This window comes from Sphingomonas kaistensis (assembly GCF_036884275.1).
GTDB classification, from domain to species: Bacteria; Pseudomonadota; Alphaproteobacteria; order Sphingomonadales; family Sphingomonadaceae; genus Sphingomicrobium; species Sphingomicrobium kaistense_A.
The window spans coordinates 1208500-1227974 of sequence record NZ_CP145607.1 but is presented as its reverse complement, the minus strand read 5'-3'; the positions used below and the strand labels follow the sequence as shown (position 1 = coordinate 1227974).

Below are 19475 nucleotides of genomic sequence, written 5' to 3'. Positions count from 1 at the left end.
ATCTAGGAGCGGCGGCGCTTGATTGAAAGCGGCAGCAAAACGAGGGCGAGCAGAACGGTTACCAGGCTGATCGCGGCAAACGCGATGAGGGTCGGGTGGTGCATGTCCTCGCGGCCGCCCAGATCCATGATGTGAAGCCCCCACATCCAGTCGTAGAAGCGCCACCAGCGGGTTCGCGTCGCGACGATCGCCCCGCTGTCGGCGGCGACGAAGACATGGGTGCCGTCCGACAGGTCGACCTGCCAGGTGGCAACCGGACGGCGAAGCTCGAGCGGCGGACTTCCGGCATCGGTGCGGCGAACCGCCTCGATCCGCGCGTCGCCCCGCAACCGCGCGCCGACCTCCGCCGCCGCATCGGCTGCGCTCAGCGACGGCAGCAAGCGCCCGGTGACGGGGTCGGCGAGCCGAGTCGGACCGTTCCTCACCTCGATCACCCACCGCGGGCCGGCAGCCCGCTGCTCCAGGCTGACCTTGGCCAGCGGCAGACCGGCGACAATTGAGGGAAGGATGGCCGGCGATGTCAGCACCACCGGCGCCGGCGCCGCCAGCAGCTCGGCGCCGCGCACCTCCTCGATCGGCTTCCACACCATGATCAGGCCCGACAACGCCCAGAACAGCAACGGCACGCCAACCAGCCAGCCAAGCCAGACATGCCAACGGCGAAGGGTGGAGCGAACTTTCATGTCGGCGGAGATAAAGGGATTTGGCGGGGAGGCCAGTTCCTAAAGTTCAAATGCCTACCGACGGGAAAGCAGTCAGTCGGCTCGCTTGCGCGACCGAATGATCTGCTGAAGCGCGAAAAAGCGTCGCAGAGTACCCGCGGTAAGGCGATCAAGGGTCTTTGCCTTTCCGTCCGGCACGCGGGCGACACTCTCTTCAATATGCAGGCGTCCACGCCTAATCAGCGCCTCGGCGCTTTGTCTGGTGAACCATCGAATATGGGTCCGGTCGAGGATTCCGGTTTCCTGGTATTCGAAGCGACCCCTGACTACCAAAGGCGCAAGAAGACCGACGTAATTGACGTTAGGTATGCTTGCGACAATGCAGCCGCCGGGAGCAAGCAGTTCCTGAAGCTGGCTGATCGCGTCCCACGGATCGTAGAGATGTTCGAGCACGTCGAGACAAAGTATGGTGTCGAACGGGCCGTGGTCGCCCAATGCCTGAAGCGCTGCGGCATCGTTGAGGTCGGCCGCAACGATGCGCTCGACGCCTGGCGCCGGAGCACCGCCGCACAGATCCGCCACGACAACCGTCGTCGCCCTGCCCCGCTGTTTTAGGAACCCGCCAGTAGCACCGACACCGCCACCGACATCAAGCACTCGCCCGCAATGCTCGGGTATTAGCGGCAGGACGTCGTGCCGGACGCTGGCGTGGTAGTAATCAAAGTCAAAAGCTCCGCCCGCACCGGTGCCTTTGCGGGTGTCACGAACAGTCGCATGCCCTTCGGTCATCTTAACGCCCCCAACACTCGGACGAACCTGCGCCCTGATAGGACGCAGCCTGCTTCAATATGCTGGTCGACGGCAAGTAGGCAGGGATCGCCTTAATGCTTTTCCGCTATCGCTTACCGAACTTTCAGCCGGACATTCTCTGCCTGCGCTGGCGGACGGAAATCTGAAGACGTTGCATGGGGGGCATATCAATGAATTCGACTCGCCATCTGATCTCGACAAGCGAGTTAGAATGGCCACCAAAAACGGCGGGATAATCGAGACATTATGGAGGCGGATACCGGTCAAGTACAAACCGGTGCAAATCCGCCGTCAAACGATAGGCTCCAGAAATTTTCGAACGAATTTCGCTGCTTATTACATAGGCGATGAATATCCGGGGTCCGACTACGTGAAGATGAGAAAACAGTTGCATCCAAATTGGACCAATGTTCCGTTTGCCTATCTGCTGTCACATATTCTGACACACACGGAGAGCCGCCTTTCGCGCGTTGATCATTGTCATAGTCTCTTGTTGCCGAATCGCTTTTGAATTCGATGTGGGAGTGGTTCGCGAAACGATCCGACCGCATCAAGCAACAGGAGACAGTTATGCGAAAAGCTTTGTTCTTCGTCGCGACACTTGGCCTCAGCTTGGCGACAACCCCCGCGCTGGCACAGACAGCGTCGAGTTCGGGCTACGCACTTAGCGCGAACGAGACGGTTCGTGTCGGCGACGTGGTGACCGCGACCGTCAATATCGCGCCGGTCGCGGCCTCGAGCGGCACCGCCCCGCCGAGCTACAATACCTCCAATTCGGTTGCCTCGGTCAATCAGTCGACGACATTGACCAGCGGCATTCTCGGCGTGACCGAGCGGGTTCAGACAGGCCTGCTCACCTCGAATGCCACCGGAACATCGATCGGCGCGACCGGGACCGCGACGATCAACAGTCTCGCGGTTGGGGTGGGATCGTCGCTTATCTCCGATCCTCGGCTCGCCAGCCTGCTGAGCATCGGGGCGACCACCATTCAGTCGCAGTCGACGGCATCGTCGCTCGGTGGTCTCACAGCCAGCGGCACGACCACGATCGAAGGGCTCGTCATCGGCGGATCACTGGTGTCGGCCCTCAACATCAACACGGCGCTGTTCGCCAACCCCGATCCCAACACCATCCTGCTCAACCTTGCCGGCTTGTCGGTCATCCTCAACGAACAGATCCTCAGCGGCGACGGGACCAGCAGCCTTGGTATCACCACCAACGCCATTCGCGTCAGCTTCAACAACTTCGCGCTCGGCACGGGGCTGCTCAACGGCGACCTCATCGTCGGCCAGTCCCGCGCGTCGGTGACCGCCGGTGTCGCAGCGGCCGTGCCCGAACCCAGCACTTGGGCCATGATGCTCCTCGGCTTCGGTGCGATCGGCTTCGCCATGCGTCGCCGGCGCTCGTCGACACCGGCCTTGCAGATGGCCTGACCAACAGGTCGACCTCCGTTCCCCGGGTCGCACCTGACAAGATCACCCGGTAGCCCATGCTACCGGGTGATCTTGTTATGCTCGACGGCCATCGAAGGCCGCCGAGCAATAGTCCTAGATGTGGATCGGCTTGCCCGTCACCGCCATCGCCGCTTCCTTGAAGGCTTCGGCGTGGGTCGGGTGAGCGTGACAGGTGTAGGCGATGTCTTCGGACGTGGCGCCGAATTCCATCGCCTGGGCGGCCTGCGCGATCATGGTGCCGGCAAGATTGTTGATCATCCACACGCCGAGCACGCGGTCGGTCTTGGCGTCGGCAATGACCTTGACCAGCCCGTCAGGCTCGCCGTTGGTCTTGGCGCGGCTGTTGGCCATCATCGGGAACTTGCCGACCTTGATCTCGCCGCCCGCATTGGCCTGCTCTTCGGTGAGGCCGACGCCGGCGATTTCGGGGGTGGTGTAGACCACCGACGGGATGATGTTGTGGTTCACGATGCCGGTCAGGCCGGCGATGTTCTCCGCGACCGCAATGCCCTCGTCCTCGGCCTTGTGGGCGAGCATCGGGCCGGGGATCACGTCGCCGATCGCCCACACACCCGGCACCGAGGTGCGGAAGCTGTGGTCGGTGTCGACCTGGCCCTTGGCGTTAAGCACGAGGCCAGCGGCTTCGAGGTTCAGGCCGTCGGTGTTGGGACGGCGGCCGATGGAGACGAGCACGTGGCTGGCCTCGATCGTCTCCGCCGCGCCGCCCTTGGCGGGCTCGACGGTCACGGTGACGCTGTCACCATTGCGCTGGACGCCGGTGACCTTGGTGCCGAGCTTGTACTGGAAGCCCTGCTTCTTGAAGATCTTGTTCGATTCCTTGCGGATTTCCTCGTCCATGCCGGGCAGGATCTGATCGAGATACTCGACCACCGTCACCTGCGCGCCAAGGCGGCGCCACACGCTGCCGAGTTCAAGCCCGATGACGCCGCCGCCGATGACGACGAGGTGGCTCGGGACTTCCGCCAGCTCGAGCGCGCCGGTCGAATCGACGATCCGCTCCTGGTCGACCGCGACGCCCGGTAGCGGGGTGACCGACGAGCCGGTGGCGATCACGATGTTCTTCGCACGCACCGTCTGCCCGGCGACCTCGACCGTGTCGGCGCCGGTGAAGCTGGCGCGGCCCTTGAGCCAAGTGACCTTGTTCTTCTTGAACAGGAACTCGATCCCCTTGGTCAGTCCCTCGACCGCCTCGACCCGACCCTTCTGCATGGTCGGGATATCGATGTTGAACTGGCCGGTGATGCCCCATTTGGCCATGTGGCCGTGCGCGGCTTCTTCGAACAGCTCGGACGCGTGGAGCAAGGCCTTTGACGGGATGCAGCCGACGTTGAGGCAGGTGCCACCGAGCGTCTCGCGGCTTTCGGCGCAGGCGGTCTTGAGCCCGAGCTGCGCGGCGCGGATCGCCGCGACATAGCCGCCGGGCCCGGCGCCGATCACCAGAACGTCATAATCGTAGTCAGCCATATCATCCTCGTCGTCCTGGGCGGGGGCCAGGACCTTCACGTATATAGGTGTTCGCTCGCCCGAAACGACGCTTACAGGTCGATCAGCAGGCGAGTCGGATCCTCGATCGCTTCCTTGACGCGGACGAGGAAAGTGACCGCCTCGCGGCCGTCGATCAGGCGGTGGTCGTACGACAGCGCGACATACATCATCGGGCGGGCGACGATCTGACCGTCCTTGACCACCGGGCGTTCCTCGATCCGGTGGAGACCGAGCACCGCGCTCTGCGGCGGATTGATGATCGGGGTCGACAGCAGCGATCCGAACACGCCGCCGTTCGAGATGGTGAAGGTGCCCCCCTTCATGTCGTCGGCGGTGAGCGTGCCGTCCTTGGCCTTCTTGCCGAAGCCGGCGATCGCCTGTTCGATCTCGGCGAAGCTCATCTGGTCGGCGGAGCGGACCACCGGCACTACGAGGCCCTTGGGCGCGGACACCGCGACCGAGACGTCGAGATAGTTGTGATAGACGATCTCGTCGCCTTCGATCCGGGCGTTGACCGCCGGAACGTCGCGCGCGGCGAGCGCCACGGCCTTGGTGAAGAAGCCCATGAAGCCGAGGCGGATGCCGTGCTTCTTCTCGAACAGATCCTTGTAGCGGGTGCGCGCCGCGATCACTTCGGTCATGTCGACGTCGTTGAACGTCGTCAGCAGCGCGGCAGTGTTCTGCGCGTCCTTGAGGCGGGTGGCGATGGTCTGGCGCAGGCGGGTCATCTTGACCCGCTCCTCGCCGCGCTCACCCTTGGGAGCGGCTGGCGTCGATGCCTGCGCCGGAGCGGCGGCCGGGGCAGCGGCGGCTGGCGCCGGACTGCTCTTGGCCTTGGCGACGTCTTCCTTGGTCAGGCGGCCGTCCTTGCCGGATCCGGTCAGGCCAGCCGGATCGACTCCGCTTTCCTGCACCGCCCGGCGAACCGACGGCGACAGGCGCAGCGCCTGGGCCTGCTCGTCGCTGATATCGCCGCCCTTGGCTGCGGCCGGCGCCGGGATGGTCGGCTCGGGCGCCTGGGCCGCCGAAGCAGCCGCAGCGCCGCTGCCTTCGCCGATGGTCGCGATTACCGCGCCGACATTCACCGTGTCGCCTTCGGCCACCATCGCTTCGCCGAACACGCCCGCGACGGGCGAAGGAACGTCGACCGACACCTTGTCGGTCTCGAGGCTAGCCACCGGTTCGTCCACCGCCACCGCGTCACCCGGCTTCTTCAGCCAGGCGCCAAGCGTCGCTTCGGTGATGCTTTCGCCCAGTGCCGGGACTTTGACTTCCGTGCCCATTATTCCCCTCAAGCGTTCGCTTTGCCGGCTTGCCGGACAGTATCTTTCGCCGCGTCGGAAGCGGCCTTGGTCGAGGCCCCGGTGCCGAGCGCAGCGGCAATGAGGGCGGTTTGTTCGGCGAGGTGGCGCTTGGCAAGGCCGGTCGCCGGCGAAGCCGAAGCGGTGCGCCCGGCATAGACCGGACGGAAGCTCTTGCCCGCGTCGCGCAAGGCATCCTCGAGATAGCTTTCAACAAAGAACCAGCTGCCGTTGTTGCGCGGTTCTTCCTGGCACCACACCACTTCCTGAAGGTCCGGCATGGCGGCAAGGCGCTTGACCAGGGGCTCCGACGGAAAGGGATAGAGCTGTTCGATGCGCAGGATCTCGACGTCGTCGAGCCCGGCCTCGTCGCGCGCTTCCATCAGTTCGTAGGCGACCTTGCCCGAACACAGGACGAGGCGGCGGGTGCGCCCCTCGGCGGGCGCATTGAGGTCCGACAGGATGCGCTTGAAATGGCTTTCGCCCGAGAAGTCGGCGATCTGAGACACCGCCGACTTGTGCCGCAGCAGCGACTTGGGCGTCATGATCACTAGCGGCTTGCGGAAGTCGCGCAGCAGCTGGCGGCGCAGCAGGTGGAAATAATTGGCCGGCGTGGTGACATTGGCGACCTGGAGATTGTCCTCGGCGCACAGCTGAAGATAGCGCTCCAGACGCGCCGAGCTATGCTCCGGCCCTTGGCCCTCGAACCCGTGCGGCAGCAGCAGGACCAGCCCGCTGGCGCGCAGCCACTTGGCTTCGCCGCTGGCGATGAACTGGTCCATGATGACCTGCGCGCCATTGGCGAAATCGCCGAACTGCGCTTCCCACAGTACCAGTGTACGCGGGTCGGCAAGGCTGTAGCCATATTCGAAGCCGAGCACGCCGAACTCGCTCAGCGGACTGTCGCGGACCTCGAAGCGGCCACCCTCGATGGTCGTCAGGGGGATGAACTTGTGGCCGTCCTTTTGGTCGGTCCACACCGCGTGGCGCTGGCTGAAGGTACCGCGGCCACTGTCCTGACCCGACAGGCGGACGTTGTGGCCTTCCGCGATCAACGTGCCGAACGCGAGCGCTTCGGCTGTCGCCCAGTCGAAGCCGGCGCCGCTGGCGAACATCGCCTTCTTGGCGTCGATGATGCGGCCGAGCGTCTTGTGAATCGTAAGGTCGCCCGGGACTCGGGTCAGCGCCTCGCCGACCTGGCGAACCTCGTCCTCGGGGACGGCGGTGCCGGTGTTGCGGCGGCCTTCTACGCCTTCGTCGGGACGCTTCAGCCCTGCCCAGCGGCCCTCGAACCAGTCGGCCTTGTTGGGAAGATAGCTTGCGCCCGCCTCGAACTCGGCCTCGAGATGCGCGACGAAATCACCGGTCCTGCCGTCGATCCAGGCCTGATCGACCACGCCCTCGGCGATCAGGCGATCGCCATATTGCTTGCTGACCGGCAGATGCTTGCGAATGGCATCGTACATCAGCGGCTGGGTGAAGCTCGGCTCGTCGCCCTCGTTGTGCCCGAAGCGGCGATAGCACCACATGTCGATCACGATGTCGCGATTGAACTCCTGCCGGAACTCGGTCGCGAGCTTGCAGGCAAAGGTCACGGCTTCGGGATCGTCGCCGTTGACGTGCAGGATCGGCGCCTGGATGCCCTTCGCAACATCGCTCGGATAGGGCGAGCTACGCGCGAACTGCGGGCTGGTGGTGAAGCCGACCTGATTGTTGATCACGAAGTGGATGCAGCCGCCGATGCCGTAGCCGGGCAGGCCCGAGAAGCTGAGGCACTCCCAGACGATGCCTTGGCCGGCGAAGGCCGCGTCGCCGTGGAGGAGGATCGGCAGGACCTTGTCGCCTTCCTCATCACCCTTGATCACCTGAACCGCGCGCGCCTTGCCCAGCACGACAGGATTCACCGCCTCGAGGTGCGACGGGTTGGCTTGCAGCGAGAGGTGGACCTTGGTGCCGTCGAACTCACGGTCCGACGAGGTGCCGAGGTGATATTTGACGTCGCCCGATCCGCCGACGTCTTCGGGGTTGGCGCTGCCGCCGGCGAACTCGCTGAAGATCGCGCGGTAGGGCTTGCCCATGACGTTGACGAGGACGTTCAAGCGCCCGCGGTGGGCCATGCCGACGACGATTTCCTCGACGCCCGCCTGCCCGCCATATTTGATCACGGCTTCTAGCGCCGGGATCATGCTTTCACCGCCATCGAGGCCGAAGCGCTTGGTCCCGACATATTTGCGGGCGAGGAATTTTTCCCACTGCTCGCCGTGGATCACCTTTTCGAGGATCGCCTGCTTGCCCTCGGCGGTGAAGCTAGCGCCCTTGTCGCGGCCCTCGATCCGATCCTGGAGAAAGCGGCGCTCCCCCAGATCGTTGATGTGCATATATTCAAGGCCGATCTTGCCACAGTAATTGGCGCGCAGGATCGCCACGATCTCGCGCACGGTCGCGGTCTCAAGCCCAAGATTGCCGCCGATAAAGATCGGGCGGTCGAGATCGGCGGCGGTAAAACCGTGATATTCGGGCGTCAGGTCGGCCGGTAGGTCGCGCTTGGCGAGGCCGAGCGGATCGAGGTCGGCGGCGAGGTGACCGCGCACCCGATAGGTGCGGATCAGCATCATCGCGCGGATGCTGTTCTCCGCCGCGCGCCGCACCTCGGCCTCCGACGCGCCCGACGCCGCCGCCTTGTCCTTGGCCTTGGCAGCGACCTGTTCCAGCGTCGCCTCGGTCGGATCGAGACCGAGGTTGATGGCGTCCAACGTTGCCACCGGCCAGTTAGGCCGCTGCCAGCTTGGTCGTTGCTCGGTCTCGTACAGGTCGGTCATTCTATCCTCTTGTCCCCCGGCGAAAGACCCGGGGCCCGAGATCGGCCTCAGCCGTTCAGCAGTTCCTTCAGGGTGCGGCCAAGCTCAGATGGGCTTGGGGACACGCGAATGCCAGCGGCTTCCATCGCGGCGATCTTGGATTCCGCGTCGCCCTTGCCGCCCGACACGATCGCGCCGGCATGGCCCATGCGGCGGCCCGGAGGCGCGGTACGGCCGGCGATAAAGCCGACGGTCGGCTTCTTGCGGCCGCGCTTGGCCTCGTCGGCGAGGAACTGCGCGGCTTCTTCTTCGGCGCTGCCGCCGATCTCGCCGATCATGATGATCGACTTGGTCTCGTCGTCCGCCAAGAACATCTCGAGCATGTCGATGAACTCGGTGCCCTTGACCGGATCGCCGCCGATGCCGACCGCGGTGGTCTGGCCGAGGCCCTCGTTCGAGGTCTGGAACACCGCTTCATAGGTCAGCGTGCCCGAGCGCGAGACCACGCCGACGCTGCCTTTCTTGAAGATGTTGCCCGGCATGATGCCGATCTTGCACTCGTCGGGCGTCAGGACGCCCGGGCAGTTCGGCCCGATCAGGCGTGAGGACGAGCCATCGAGGGCGCGCTTCACCTTGACCATGTCGAGCACCGGAATGCCTTCGGTGATGCAGACGATCAGCGGCACCTTGGCGTCGATCGCCTCGAGGATCGAATCGGCCGCGAAGGGCGGCGGGACGTAGATGACCGAAGCGTCGGCGCCGGTCTTGGCGACCGCTTCCTCGACCGTGTCGAACACCGGCAGGCCGATGTGGGTCGTGCCGCCCTTGCCCGGGGTCACGCCGCCGACCATCTGCGTGCCATAGGCCAGCGCCTGCTCGGTATGAAAGGTGCCGGTTTCGCCGGTCATCCCCTGCGTGATGACCTTGGTGTTCCGGTTAACGAGAATGCTCATCTAGGCTCCTGGTTCTGGTTCTGGCTCGAAGCATCTGGGGTGGGTCGTGGCCAGCCCTGAAAGGCCGGCATCACGCCAAGCTGGGTCGCGGGCAATCCGTTTGCGTCCGGGTCGAAAGGCTCTTGGCTGACCCAAACCGAGGGGCCGCTCCATAACCATTGGTCGCGATTATTTCGAATGATGATGGGTTGGACCTTGATCAGGCGCGTAATCTGGTCCGCCAAGGTGCCAGGTACGTCGGAGGAACTCAGCTGAGCGCGCACAAAGCAGACTTCCTGCATGAAGTTGCCGGGAAAACTGCTGGATTGGCCGTTGTTGGCGAGAATGATCGCCGCATTGCCGGGCTTCCGGCGGACAACACCGATGCCCTGCAGTGCGTCTTGCTTCCAGCCCTCTGCCTCGAGTGCTCCGTGATCGACCTTCGCCTTGCCCATGACCGCCCGGCTGCAACTTTGCACCGCGGCAACCACGTCTTGCACCCGCGCGACATCGAGCCGAGGCTGGTCGGAAAGGCTCGCGGCGAGCGCAAACAAGGGGAGGATGGCGGACACGAGGCTTAGCTACCGACCCTTCTTGGCCGCGGTTTCTACGGTCACGGTGTAGCGGACGCTCGGCTCTTCCTTGGTGCCGGTCGGTTCGATCATCGCGATCCGCCCGCCACCGAGAAAGGCCGCGCCATTGCCGCCGGCGCGGCCGGCCTTCAGCGTGGGCTCGGCCTGCTTCAGCCTGGTCTGGAGCTGATCCATCAGCGGGCGATAGGCATCGAGCCCCGAGACCCGCGAGACGACGGTGCAGGCGCCCGAACCGGGCAGCACCATCACCACGACGCCCGAGCTTTCCTTGCCGTAGAACTTCAGCGGCGACGCAACCGCCTTGCCGCTCTGCTCCTTGAGCGTTCCCATCTTCCAGCCCTTGGCCTCGAGCGCGGCGGTATCGACGCCAGCCGACCCCACAACCTGCCAGCAATCGGCCGCCGCAGCGACGATCGCCTCGGGAGGATTGACGGTCTGCGCCGCCGCTCCGGCCGGAACGCCAAGCAGGACTGCAAGGGCAAGGACGAGGGTCTTAGGCAAGGCTCGGCTCGATCTGCTTGCAGGCTTCGAGCAGGCCCTTCACCTCGTTGACGCTTACGTCGAGATTGGCCTTCTGTTCGTCGTCGAGCGCGATTTCGATCACTTCCTCGGCGCCGCCGGCACCGATCACCACCGGTACGCCGACATACAGACCGTCGAGGCCGTATTTGCCATCTACCTTCACCGCGCACGGCAAGATGCGCTTCTGGTCGCCGAGATAGGCTTCAGCCATGGCGATGGCGCTGGTCGCCGGGGCATAATAAGCCGAGCCGGTCTTCAAAAGCGCGACGATCTCGCCGCCGCCGCCGCGGGTGCGCTTGACGATGGCGTCGATCGCTTCCCTGCTCGACCGCCCCATCTTGACGAGATCGTCGACCGGAATGCCGCTGATGGTGGTGTAGCTGGTGACCGGGACCATGGTGTCGCCGTGGCCGCCGAGAACGAAGGCATTCACGTCACGCACGCTGACCTTGAACTCGTCGGCGAGGAAGGTCGCGAAACGCGCCGAGTCGAGCACGCCGGCCATGCCGACGACCTTATTGGCCGGAAGACCCGAAAATTCGCGCAGCGCCCAGACCATCGCGTCGAGCGGATTGGTGATGCAGATCACGAAGGCGTCGGGCGCATGCGCCTTGATGCCCTCGCCCACCGCCTTCATCACCTTGAGGTTGATGCCGAGCAGGTCGTCGCGGCTCATGCCCGGCTTGCGCGGCACACCGGCGGTGACGATGATGACGTCGGCGCCCCCGATGTCGGCATAATCATTGGTGCCCGTGATCTTGGCGTCGAAGCCTTCGACCGGTCCGCACTGGCTGATGTCCAGCGCCTTGCCCTGCGGCATGCCCTCGGCGATGTCGAACAGGACGATGTCGCCCAGTTCCTTCTTTGCGGCGAGATGGGCGAGCGTGCCGCCGATCATGCCGGCGCCGATAAGGGCGATCTTCTTGCGGGGCGCGTTGGTGGCGGACAAAGGCGGGTCTCCGTCGGGAAATGGGCGAGTGAAGGCCGCCGCCGGGACGGACGGCCGGAACGGTCTGGGCCTCTAGCCCCTGCGCTCCGTCGGGGCAACCGCACGAAGGGTGCAAACACACCGATCAGTGATGAACGGCGCCATCACGAACCGTTAAGCCGCGGACCGATAGACAAACGGCATGAAACAGGCACTCATCCTCGCGGGCGCAGCGCTCGCCCTCGCCGCGGCGCCGGCCGCCGCCAAGCCCGGCAAGGGCCACGGCAATCATGGCAAGCACGGCGGCTACGCCCAAAGCTATGGCTGCCCGCCGGGCCTCGCCAAGAAGAACAACGGCTGTCTGCCGCCAGGTCAGGCGAAGAAGCTGGCAATCGGGCAGCGTTATGCGCAGAATTACGGCTACGACCGCTACGCCTACGATCAGATCCCCTACGACGTGCGCCAGCAATACGGCCTCGATCCGCGCAACAATTATTACTACGATCAGGGCAATCTCTACGGGGTCGATCCGCAGACCCAGATCATCGAGCAGATCATCGGCGCCATCCTGCGATAAGGCTGTTGAGATCTGGAGGGGCCGTCCGGAGCGATCCGGGCGGCGCTTCTCTTCGCGCAGCTAGGCCGCGCCGTGGCCTTCGGCGAGGTAGTCGGCGCTGCGCATTTCCTCGAGGCGGCTGACAGTGCGCTGAAACTCGAAGGCGCCGGTGCCTGAAGGATAAAGAGCGGCAGGCTCCGCATCGGCAGCGGCGAGCAGCTTCACCTTATGCTCGTAAAGGGCGTCGATCAGCGTGACGAAGCGCGCCGCCTCGTTGCGTTTTTCCGGGCCCATGACCGGGATGCCGACCAGGATCACGGTGTGAAAGCGTCGGGCGACCGCGAGATAGTCCGAGGCGCCGCGGGCTTCGCCGCATAGGCGCTTGAACGAAAAGACCGCGACGCCCTTCAGGCTTTTGGGGACGTGCAACGTCCGTCCGCCGCCGACCTCCAGTTCCTCGCTCGGCACATGTGCGCGGTCCTCGACCGGATAATCGGTGAGCTTGAAGAAGGCGGTCGACAGCGCCTCGGTCGCCTTCGGGCCATTGGGCACGTGCCAGGTCTCGACGCCGTGCAGCCGGTCGAGCCGGTAGTCGGTCGGCCCGTCCAGCGCGATGACCTCGAGCCGATCCTCCAGCAATTTAATGAACGGCAGGAACAACTCGCGGTTGAGGCCATCCTTATAGAGATCGCGCGGATGGCGGTTGGAGGTGGTGACGATCGCCACCCCTTCTTCCAGCAGAGCAGTAAACAGGCGCGACAGTATCATCGCGTCGGCGGGATTGTTCACCACCATCTCGTCGAAACAGAGGAGCAGGCTTTCCTCTGCGATCGCTTCGGCCAGCGCAGGGATCGGATCGCCATGTCCCTTGGCGCGCTCGGCACGAAGCCGCTCGTGAACTTCCAGCATGACGGCGTGAAAGTGAACCCGGCGTTTGGGTCTCACCTCGATATGATCGAAGGCGAGGTCCATCAGCATCGACTTGCCGCGCCCTACCCCGCCCCACAGGTAAACGCCGCACACGTCGCGGCGGCGGCCGAGTAGCCGGGCGAAAAAGCCACGGCGCATGGATAGCTCGCCGCCCAGTCGGTCAAGCGCAGCGGCGGCACGGGCCTGATCGGCGTCGGGCTTCAGTTCCGCCGCGGCAAGCAGGCGATCGTAGGCAGCGGCGACAGCTCCGCTCACGTGACGTCGCGAAGCTTTTTCAGCGTCCCCGAAAAGCTGTAGCAGGCCTCGCCGTCCTGCCGCACCACACCTTGCAGAAAGGCGAGGCTGCGGGTCTGACGCACCAGTTCGACATGGGCGTCGAGCGGCTTGCCCGCCTCGCCCCGGCCCATGAATTTGGTGGTGAGATCAAGCGTCACATAATGCGCTCGGCGCATCCCCGCGCAGCGGCCGCCGCCGAACAGCGCCATGTCGATGAAGCTCATCACCATGCCACCGTGCAAGCTGCCACCAAGGTTGAGGTGACGCTCTTCAGGAAACATGCGGACCACTGCCCGGCCGGGACCATCGGGGCGGAAAATCATCTTGCCGGTCTGCGCCGCAAAGCTGTCCGCTGGCAGGTCGATCCAGCTGTACCAGCCCGGATGATCGGGATCGTCCCGCGCGCCCGAAGGGCGATTGGCGATGTCTTCAGGTGCGTCCATGCGGGCGGCTTCTAGGAAGCTCCCCATCGCGCAGCAATGGGGATGCCCTGCCTTACGCCGCGCGCTCGGCGATCAGCTTCTTGGTTTCGGCGATCGCCTTGGCCGGGTTCAGCCCCTTGGGGCAGACGTTGGCGCAGTTCATGATGGTGTGGCAGCGATACAGGCGATACGGATCCTCGAGCTGGTCGAGCCGCTCGCCGGTCATCTCGTCGCGGCTGTCGGCGAGCCAGCGATAGGCCTGCAGCAGGATCGCCGGCCCAAGGAAGCGATCGCCGTTCCACCAGTAGCTCGGGCACGAGGTCGAGCAGCAGAAGCACAGGATGCACTCGTAAAGGCCGTTCAGATGCTCGCGGTCGTCCGGGCTCTGCAGCCGCTCCTTGCCGCTCGGCGCCGGGCTGGCGCTCTTCAGCCACGGTTCGATCGAGGCATATTGGGCGTAAAGATGGCTGAAATCGGGGACGAGATCCTTGATCACGTCGCAATGCGGCAGCGGGGTGATGCGAAGGTCGCCCTTCACGTCCTCGATCGCGGTGGTGCAGGCAAGGCCGTTCTTGCCGTCCATGTTCATCGAACAGGACCCACAAATGCCTTCGCGGCACGACCGGCGGAAGGTCAAAGTCGGATCAATCTCATTCTTGATCTTGATCAGCGCATCGAGGACCATCGGCCCGCATTCGTCCAGATTGACCTCGTACGTATCGTAGCGCGGGTTTTCACCGCTATCGGGATCGTAGCGGTAGACCTTGAAGGCCTTGGTCCGGTTGGCGCCGGCTTCGGCCTTGTAGCGGCGCGGCTTGCCGGTAATCTTGCTGTTGGCGGGAAGCGTGAACTCGGCCATTTCAATCCTCTAGCGTTGGGCGCGAGATAGGCGCGCGTGAGGGGAAAAGCCAGTCCTCCCTTAGGTCCGTATCAGTCGTCGTGCGCCGGGGGGTCGCGACCGATGATCCCTTTCAATGGCGACAATAGCGACAGGGTGAAAAAGGCCAGCACGGTCAGCATCACCGCGACGTCGATTGCGCCAAGCCCGACCGACAGGCCGATCGCGCCCGTCACCCACAGGCTGGCGGCGGTGGCGGTGCCCTTCACGCTGTCCTTGACCTTTAGGATCGCGCCGCCGCCGATGAAACCCATGCCGGTGATCAGCCCTTCGACCACCCGGGCGGTCGCTTCGGGATTGTCGCCGATGATCCCCTCGCTCGCCTGAAGAAAACCACAGGCGGCGACCGCGACCAGCGGAAAGGTGCGGATCCCGGCCGAGCGTTCTTCCTTTTCGCGGTTCCAGCCGATCGGCAGGGCCAGCACATAGGCCAACAGCAGCGCCGCCAGATGCGGCAGGAGGTCGAAGCGGTCGGTCCCGAACAATTCTGTCATGGAGCCGTAACAATCAGACCCGCGCTTAGCTCCCCTGCGCGGCCTTCAGCACCTCGGTGGCGTGATTGGGCACCTTGACCTTGCGCCAGGCGCGCAGAACCGTGCCGTCGGCATCGAGGAGAAAGGTAGCGCGCTCCATCCCCATATATTTGCGGCCGTACATGCTCTTTTCGACCCAGGTGCCGAACGCTTCGCTGAGCGCGCCTTCATCGACCGCCAGCGGCACCTTCAGATCATATTTGGCGATAAACTTGTCGTGACTTTTGGCGCTGTCGCGCGAGACGCCGACGACGCGGGTGTCGGAGGCTGCGAATTCGTCGGCGAGCGCGGTGAAATCCTGCGCTTCGCGGGTGCAGCCCGAGGTGTCGTCCTTGGGATAGAAATACAGGACAAGCTTGCTGCCGGGATTGGCGAGATCGATTGTCTCGCCTCCGGTGGTGGCCATCGTCAATGCCGGTGACTTGTTGCCTTGTTCGATCATGCCGTCCCTTCCCGTGTCTGCTCCCAGCGCCGCGCGATCCGCGCCCGCGCCTCGTCAATGGCCGCCATCAGCGCATTCCAGTCGGGCTGTCCACACAGGCTTGCGACGAGAGCGCGGCTGGCGGGCGGCACATCGGCGGCCTTGCCGGACACGACGAGGCGAAGGACGACAAGAAAGCGGCTGAGCAGGCGAAGGTCGGGATCGGCCTCCGCGTCGAGCAGCGCGGCGTCGGTCAGGGCGGCAATGGCTAGCTCGAGCCGCGGATCGAGCCCGATCCCGGTGGTGAGCTGCAAGACGTGCACAGTGAATTCGAGATCGACGAGCCCGCCCGGCCCCAACTTGACGTCGAGCGGCCCCGATGGCGGCTTGTGACGCGCGATGTCGGTGCGCATCGCGGCGGCATCGCGGCGGATCTTGTCGGGGTCGCGAGGCTCGGAAAGGATCGTGCGGATCAGGCCCGCGACCCTGTCCTGGAACGCTGGATCGCCGGCCAGCGGGCGGGCGCGGCAAAGCGCGAGATGCTCCCACGTCCAGGCCTCGGTCCGCTGGTAGGCTGCGAACGCGTCGAGGCTGACCGCCAGCATCCCCTGCTCGCCTTGGGGTCGAAGGCGGGTGTCGACGTCGTACAAGGGGCCGGCCGAGGTCTGGACCGACAGCCCGGCGACGATCCGGCTGGCGAGGCGGTTGTAATAATCCGTGGCTCCTAGCGGACGCTGCCCGTCGGACCGCGCGCCGTCTGGCGCGTCGAACAGGAAAATGAGGTCGAGATCGCTGGCATGGGTCAGTGCCTTGCCCCCGAAACGGCCGAGCGCGATCACTGCCAGATTGCCGCCCGCGATGCGCCCATGCGCCTCGGCAAAGCTCTGCTCGACCTTGGCGGCAATCACCCGAACGCTCGCCTCGGCAATCGCGCTATAGCCTTCGGCCAGCGCGATCGGGTCACGAGTGCCGGTGATGAGCTGGACGCCGAGCGCGAAGCGACGTTCGCCGACAAGCCGGCGGATACGGTCAAGCGCCGCGTCCAGGGGTTCGTTCGCGACCGCCGCCATGCCGCGGGCCGTGAGCGTCTCGGCGTCCGGAATTTCGGCCAAGCTGCTTTCGTCGATCAACCCGTCGAGCAAGGTCGGCCGCTGCGCCAGCTGATCGGCGAGCGCCGGGGCCTGGGCGAGGATCAAAGCCAGCAGGTCTGCCAACTGCGGCCGCGCTTCGAGCAAGCGAAAGAAATTGAGACCGCTCGACAGGCGATCGATGACATCGCTCAGCCGGTTGAGCGCCCGCATCGGGTCGGCCGCGGCAGCGATGCGCGGCAGCAGCGTCGGCAGCATGGCTTCGAAGGCGGTGCGGGCGGCGGGCGAGCGAAGCGCCCGCGCCTTGCCCGTACGCCATTCAGCGATTCGTCGCGCCGCCTCGACCGGATCGGGCCAGCCCATCACGGCCACTTCGTCCCGCAGAAGATCGGGATCGTTGGACAGACGGCGATCGCGGCTGCGGACGAGCCCATCGAAGGAGCGCCCCACCGTCTCGACATGCGGGCGCAATTCCTCGAGCAACAGCCCGGCATCCCCCTGCCCGCCAAGCCGCGCCACCGCTTCCAGCGCCTCGCCCGAAGGCAAGCGATGCTCCTGTCGGTCGTCGATCATCTGGACCCGGTGCTCGGCGGTCCGAAGCGCCCGGTAGGCGCGGGCGATTCCCTCCGCTTCGTCGGCGTCGAGCCGCCCGCCTTCGGCTAGGACCTTCAGCGCGTCGAGGGTAGCGGGCGCGCGCAGCACCGGCTCGCGGCCGCCGTGGACCAGTTGCTGCACCTGGGTGAAGAATTCCGCCTCGCGAATCCCGCCCCGCCCCCTTTTGAGGTCGTAGCCAGGGCCGAACTGCTGCCCCTGCGCATAATGATCGCGAATCCGCAGCGAGATATCGCGAATGTCGTCGATCGCCCCGAAATCAAGTGCCCGGCGCCACACGAAAGGCCGGATCTCGTCGAGGAATCGCTCGCCCAGCGCCCGGTCGCCCGCCGCGGCGCGAGCGCGGATGAAGGCCGCCCGTTCCCACGGCAATGCCGAGCTTTCGTAATAAGAAATGGCCGCGCCGACGGGCAGGACGATCGGCGTCACCTCGGGCGACGGGCGAAGGCGCAGATCGACCCGCGCGACATAGCCCTCGGCGGTTCGCTCCTGCAGCAGTTCGACCAGCCGGCGACCAAGGCGAGTCGCGGCGGCGCCCGGTTCGTCACGCGCCCGGCGCGGCAAGGTGTCGGGATCGAACAGCAGAATGAGATCGACGTCCGAACTGTAATTGAGCTCGCGACTGCCAAGTTTGCCGAGAGCGAGGACGGTGAGGCCAACGGGCGGCTCACCCGGGGTCCGCTCGCTGATCGCCTGCGCCAGCGCCGCATGGATCGCCCGGTCGGCAAAGTCGGACAGGGCGGCGGTTACGGCCTCCAGCGACAATTCGCGGGAAAGATCGCCAAGCGCCGTCGCCAGCGCCAGCCGCTGGCGCGCGATGCGGAGGCTGACATCGACCGGTACCTCAGCGTCCGGCTCCCGTTCGGCAAAGGCCAGCGCGGCCTCGCTGCCTTGCTCGCTGAAAATGGTGGCAAGCTCGCGGTGCCGCTCGAGCAGCCCGCGGAGAAAGGGTGACCAGCGTTTCGCCCGTGCCACGGCCCCCAAGCGCTCTGATGCCGAAAGGTCACTCACGCTCCGGACCGTTCGCAAGTCGACTTAACGAGAAACGAATGCCGTGTTGCTGCGTTGAGACGGCAAATGAAATCCGCACCTGACTTAAAGGCGGCGGCGGTAGAATCGAAGGCCCAGATGGATCGACGTGTCATTAGGGTCGAGCTACCGCCTGCACATGCCGGTGTCACCGCTGCTTTGCGACGTGCCTTTGCGGCCGTTCCAGCGGGCGGAGAAGACCGCCAGTTCGACGACTTGCTGGCGCGTCTGGGGTGACACCCTCGACCGGTGAAGACCGGCTATGAAGTGTATCGCGTACGAAAAACGCCGTTCCAGCCAAAGCCGGGACGGCGTTTTTTCTCGTTTTAGCCGCGCGGACCGGCGAGTTCGTCGACTTCGCCCATGATCTGCGACAGCACGCTGTTATTGGGATCGGTCTTATGCTGGCGCCGGCTCGGCAATTTGCCCCCCGACAAGAGCTGTTCGAGAGCGACACGGCCACGCGCAACCCGGCTCTTGATCGTGCCGACTGCGCAGCCACAGATCTCGGCCGCTTCCTCGTAGGCGAACCCGCCCGCGCCAACGAGGATCAGGGCTTCGCGTTGCGGTTGCGGCAGGTGCAGCAGCGCCCGCTGCATGTCGCCTAGTTCGACGTGACGGTCCTGGCTGGCCGGCGCGGCGAGCAGCTTGGATGCGGTGATCTCGTCCCATTCCCCCTTGAAGCGCGCCCGGCGCATCTGGCTGAGGAAGAGGTTGCGCAGGATGATGAAGGTCCAAGCGCGCATGTTGGTCCCGGCCTGGAAGCGCTTACGCGCGGCCCATGCCTTGAGCAGCGTTTCCTGCACCAGATCGTCGGCAAGGTCACGACTGCCCGATAAGGAGCGGCCGAAGGCGCGGAGATGCGGAATGACCTGCGCAAGCTGGGTTTTGAATTCCGGATCGGACAGCGGAACGGGCTCGGCCCGTGCCGCTTCGGCCGGTTGACTGTCCAGATCGTCGCTCACGTAACCCCGCCCATTGTCACTATCGCCGCCGGCGCCGCCTGCGCCTTTGATCAGAGCGCAATCCACTCAGGCTGCAACGAAGTAGATGATTGCAAAAGCCAATATGACAAGGGCCAGCCCGCCAAACAAGGCCACGCGTGCGACGCCGGGGGTTGTTCCCGCACGCGCTTCGGTTCCGGTCACGTGTTCCGGACGATCTTGATCCATAAGGGTAAGGCACTCCGATAAGATTGAAGCG

At 65.0% G+C, this 19475-nt stretch carries 18 protein-coding genes; 2 read left to right on the top strand and 16 right to left on the bottom strand.

Annotated features, from left to right (window positions below):
• Positions 1-2 precede the first annotated feature (2 nt).
• A complete protein-coding gene (locus tag V6R86_RS05925) occupies positions 3-683 on the bottom strand; it encodes a PepSY domain-containing protein (RefSeq protein ID WP_338502856.1) in 681 nt (226 codons plus the stop codon).
• Between the two features lie 72 nt (positions 684-755).
• Positions 756-1451: a class I SAM-dependent methyltransferase gene (locus V6R86_RS05920; protein WP_338502855.1), complete on the bottom strand. Its 696-nt coding sequence runs from the start codon at positions 1449-1451 to the stop codon at positions 756-758.
• Positions 1452-2042: 591 nt separating this feature from the next.
• Between V6R86_RS05920 and V6R86_RS05915 the strand changes: the two genes are divergently transcribed.
• Positions 2043-2906 (top strand): choice-of-anchor P family protein, encoded by an 864-nt coding sequence (locus V6R86_RS05915; protein ID WP_338502854.1) that lies wholly within the window; start codon positions 2043-2045, stop codon positions 2904-2906.
• 114 nt (positions 2907-3020) lie between these two features.
• On the opposite strand, the gene lpdA is transcribed toward V6R86_RS05915, so the two are convergent.
• The 7 genes from lpdA to mdh all read right to left on the bottom strand — a co-directional run bounded on the left by lpdA (position 3021) and on the right by mdh (position 11528).
• Entirely contained in the window at positions 3021-4412 is a 1392-nt protein-coding gene (lpdA, locus tag V6R86_RS05910; RefSeq protein ID WP_338502853.1) for a dihydrolipoyl dehydrogenase, read from the bottom strand.
• Between the two features lie 71 nt (positions 4413-4483).
• A complete protein-coding gene (gene odhB / locus V6R86_RS05905; RefSeq protein WP_338502852.1) occupies positions 4484-5716 on the bottom strand; it encodes a 2-oxoglutarate dehydrogenase complex dihydrolipoyllysine-residue succinyltransferase in 1233 nt (410 codons plus the stop codon).
• Positions 5717-5724: 8 nt separating this feature from the next.
• Entirely contained in the window at positions 5725-8553 is a 2829-nt protein-coding gene (locus tag V6R86_RS05900; RefSeq protein ID WP_338502851.1) for a 2-oxoglutarate dehydrogenase E1 component, read from the bottom strand.
• 47 nt (positions 8554-8600) lie between these two features.
• The gene (gene sucD / locus V6R86_RS05895) at positions 8601-9485 is read right to left on the bottom strand and encodes a succinate--CoA ligase subunit alpha (RefSeq protein ID WP_338502850.1); all 885 of its coding nucleotides are present in this window, start codon (positions 9483-9485) and stop codon (positions 8601-8603) included.
• Positions 9482-10036 (bottom strand): hypothetical protein, encoded by a 555-nt coding sequence (locus V6R86_RS05890; protein ID WP_338502848.1) that lies wholly within the window; start codon positions 10034-10036, stop codon positions 9482-9484. Before V6R86_RS05890 ends, sucD begins: the two co-directional genes overlap by 4 nt.
• Before the next feature lie 9 nt (positions 10037-10045).
• Positions 10046-10558: a hypothetical protein gene (locus V6R86_RS05885; RefSeq protein ID WP_338502847.1), complete on the bottom strand. Its 513-nt coding sequence runs from the start codon at positions 10556-10558 to the stop codon at positions 10046-10048.
• A complete protein-coding gene (gene mdh / locus V6R86_RS05880; protein ID WP_338502845.1) occupies positions 10551-11528 on the bottom strand; it encodes a malate dehydrogenase in 978 nt (325 codons plus the stop codon). Before mdh ends, V6R86_RS05885 begins: the two co-directional genes overlap by 8 nt.
• Positions 11529-11709: 181 nt before the next feature.
• Between mdh and V6R86_RS05875 the strand changes: the two genes are divergently transcribed.
• Positions 11710-12084 carry a hypothetical protein gene (locus V6R86_RS05875; RefSeq protein ID WP_338502844.1) on the top strand — a complete coding sequence of 125 codons (375 nt, stop codon included), beginning with the start codon at positions 11710-11712 and terminating at the stop codon, positions 12082-12084.
• 60 nt (positions 12085-12144) lie between these two features.
• Here V6R86_RS05875 and zapE read toward each other — a convergent pair whose 3' ends face one another.
• From zapE to V6R86_RS05840, 7 genes are all read right to left on the bottom strand, one after another.
• The gene (gene zapE, locus V6R86_RS05870) at positions 12145-13248 is read right to left on the bottom strand and encodes a cell division protein ZapE (RefSeq protein ID WP_338502843.1); all 1104 of its coding nucleotides are present in this window, start codon (positions 13246-13248) and stop codon (positions 12145-12147) included.
• Positions 13245-13712 carry a PaaI family thioesterase gene (locus tag V6R86_RS05865; RefSeq protein WP_338502842.1) on the bottom strand — a complete coding sequence of 156 codons (468 nt, stop codon included), beginning with the start codon at positions 13710-13712 and terminating at the stop codon, positions 13245-13247. The genes zapE and V6R86_RS05865 overlap by 4 nt, the downstream gene beginning before the upstream one ends.
• 52 nt (positions 13713-13764) lie before the next feature.
• Positions 13765-14550: a succinate dehydrogenase iron-sulfur subunit gene (locus V6R86_RS05860; RefSeq protein WP_338502841.1), complete on the bottom strand. Its 786-nt coding sequence runs from the start codon at positions 14548-14550 to the stop codon at positions 13765-13767.
• Between the two features lie 71 nt (positions 14551-14621).
• Positions 14622-15083 carry an MgtC/SapB family protein gene (locus tag V6R86_RS05855; RefSeq protein ID WP_338502840.1) on the bottom strand — a complete coding sequence of 154 codons (462 nt, stop codon included), beginning with the start codon at positions 15081-15083 and terminating at the stop codon, positions 14622-14624.
• Between the two features lie 25 nt (positions 15084-15108).
• Complete coding sequence (locus tag V6R86_RS05850) at positions 15109-15564, bottom strand: peroxiredoxin (RefSeq protein WP_338502839.1); 456 nt, start codon at positions 15562-15564, stop codon at positions 15109-15111.
• Complete coding sequence (locus V6R86_RS05845) at positions 15561-18218, bottom strand: bifunctional [glutamine synthetase] adenylyltransferase/[glutamine synthetase]-adenylyl-L-tyrosine phosphorylase (protein ID WP_338502838.1); 2658 nt, start codon at positions 18216-18218, stop codon at positions 15561-15563. The genes V6R86_RS05850 and V6R86_RS05845 overlap by 4 nt, the downstream gene beginning before the upstream one ends.
• A 380-nt stretch (positions 18219-18598) precedes the next feature.
• Entirely contained in the window at positions 18599-19237 is a 639-nt protein-coding gene (locus tag V6R86_RS05840) for a sigma-70 family RNA polymerase sigma factor (protein ID WP_338502837.1), read from the bottom strand.
• Positions 19238-19475 lie beyond the last annotated feature (238 nt).

Bases quoted from the DNA above. Each gene is read 5' to 3' on its own strand.
- V6R86_RS05925 (WP_338502856.1), bottom strand. From the start codon at position 683: ATGAAAGTTCGCTCCACCCTTCGCCGTTGGCATGTCTGGCTTGGCTGG.
- V6R86_RS05920 (WP_338502855.1), bottom strand. From the start codon at position 1,451: ATGACCGAAGGGCATGCGACTGTTCGTGACACCCGCAAAGGCACCGGT.
- V6R86_RS05915 (WP_338502854.1), top strand. From the start codon at position 2,043: ATGCGAAAAGCTTTGTTCTTCGTCGCGACACTTGGCCTCAGCTTGGCG.
- lpdA (WP_338502853.1), bottom strand. From the start codon at position 4,412: ATGGCTGACTACGATTATGACGTTCTGGTGATCGGCGCCGGGCCCGGC.
- odhB (WP_338502852.1), bottom strand. From the start codon at position 5,716: ATGGGCACGGAAGTCAAAGTCCCGGCACTGGGCGAAAGCATCACCGAA.
- V6R86_RS05900 (WP_338502851.1), bottom strand. From the start codon at position 8,553: ATGACCGACCTGTACGAGACCGAGCAACGACCAAGCTGGCAGCGGCCT.
- sucD (WP_338502850.1), bottom strand. From the start codon at position 9,485: ATGAGCATTCTCGTTAACCGGAACACCAAGGTCATCACGCAGGGGATG.
- V6R86_RS05875 (WP_338502844.1), top strand. From the start codon at position 11,710: ATGAAACAGGCACTCATCCTCGCGGGCGCAGCGCTCGCCCTCGCCGCG.
- V6R86_RS05865 (WP_338502842.1), bottom strand. From the start codon at position 13,712: ATGGACGCACCTGAAGACATCGCCAATCGCCCTTCGGGCGCGCGGGAC.
- V6R86_RS05860 (WP_338502841.1), bottom strand. From the start codon at position 14,550: ATGGCCGAGTTCACGCTTCCCGCCAACAGCAAGATTACCGGCAAGCCG.
- V6R86_RS05855 (WP_338502840.1), bottom strand. From the start codon at position 15,083: ATGACAGAATTGTTCGGGACCGACCGCTTCGACCTCCTGCCGCATCTG.
- V6R86_RS05850 (WP_338502839.1), bottom strand. From the start codon at position 15,564: ATGATCGAACAAGGCAACAAGTCACCGGCATTGACGATGGCCACCACC.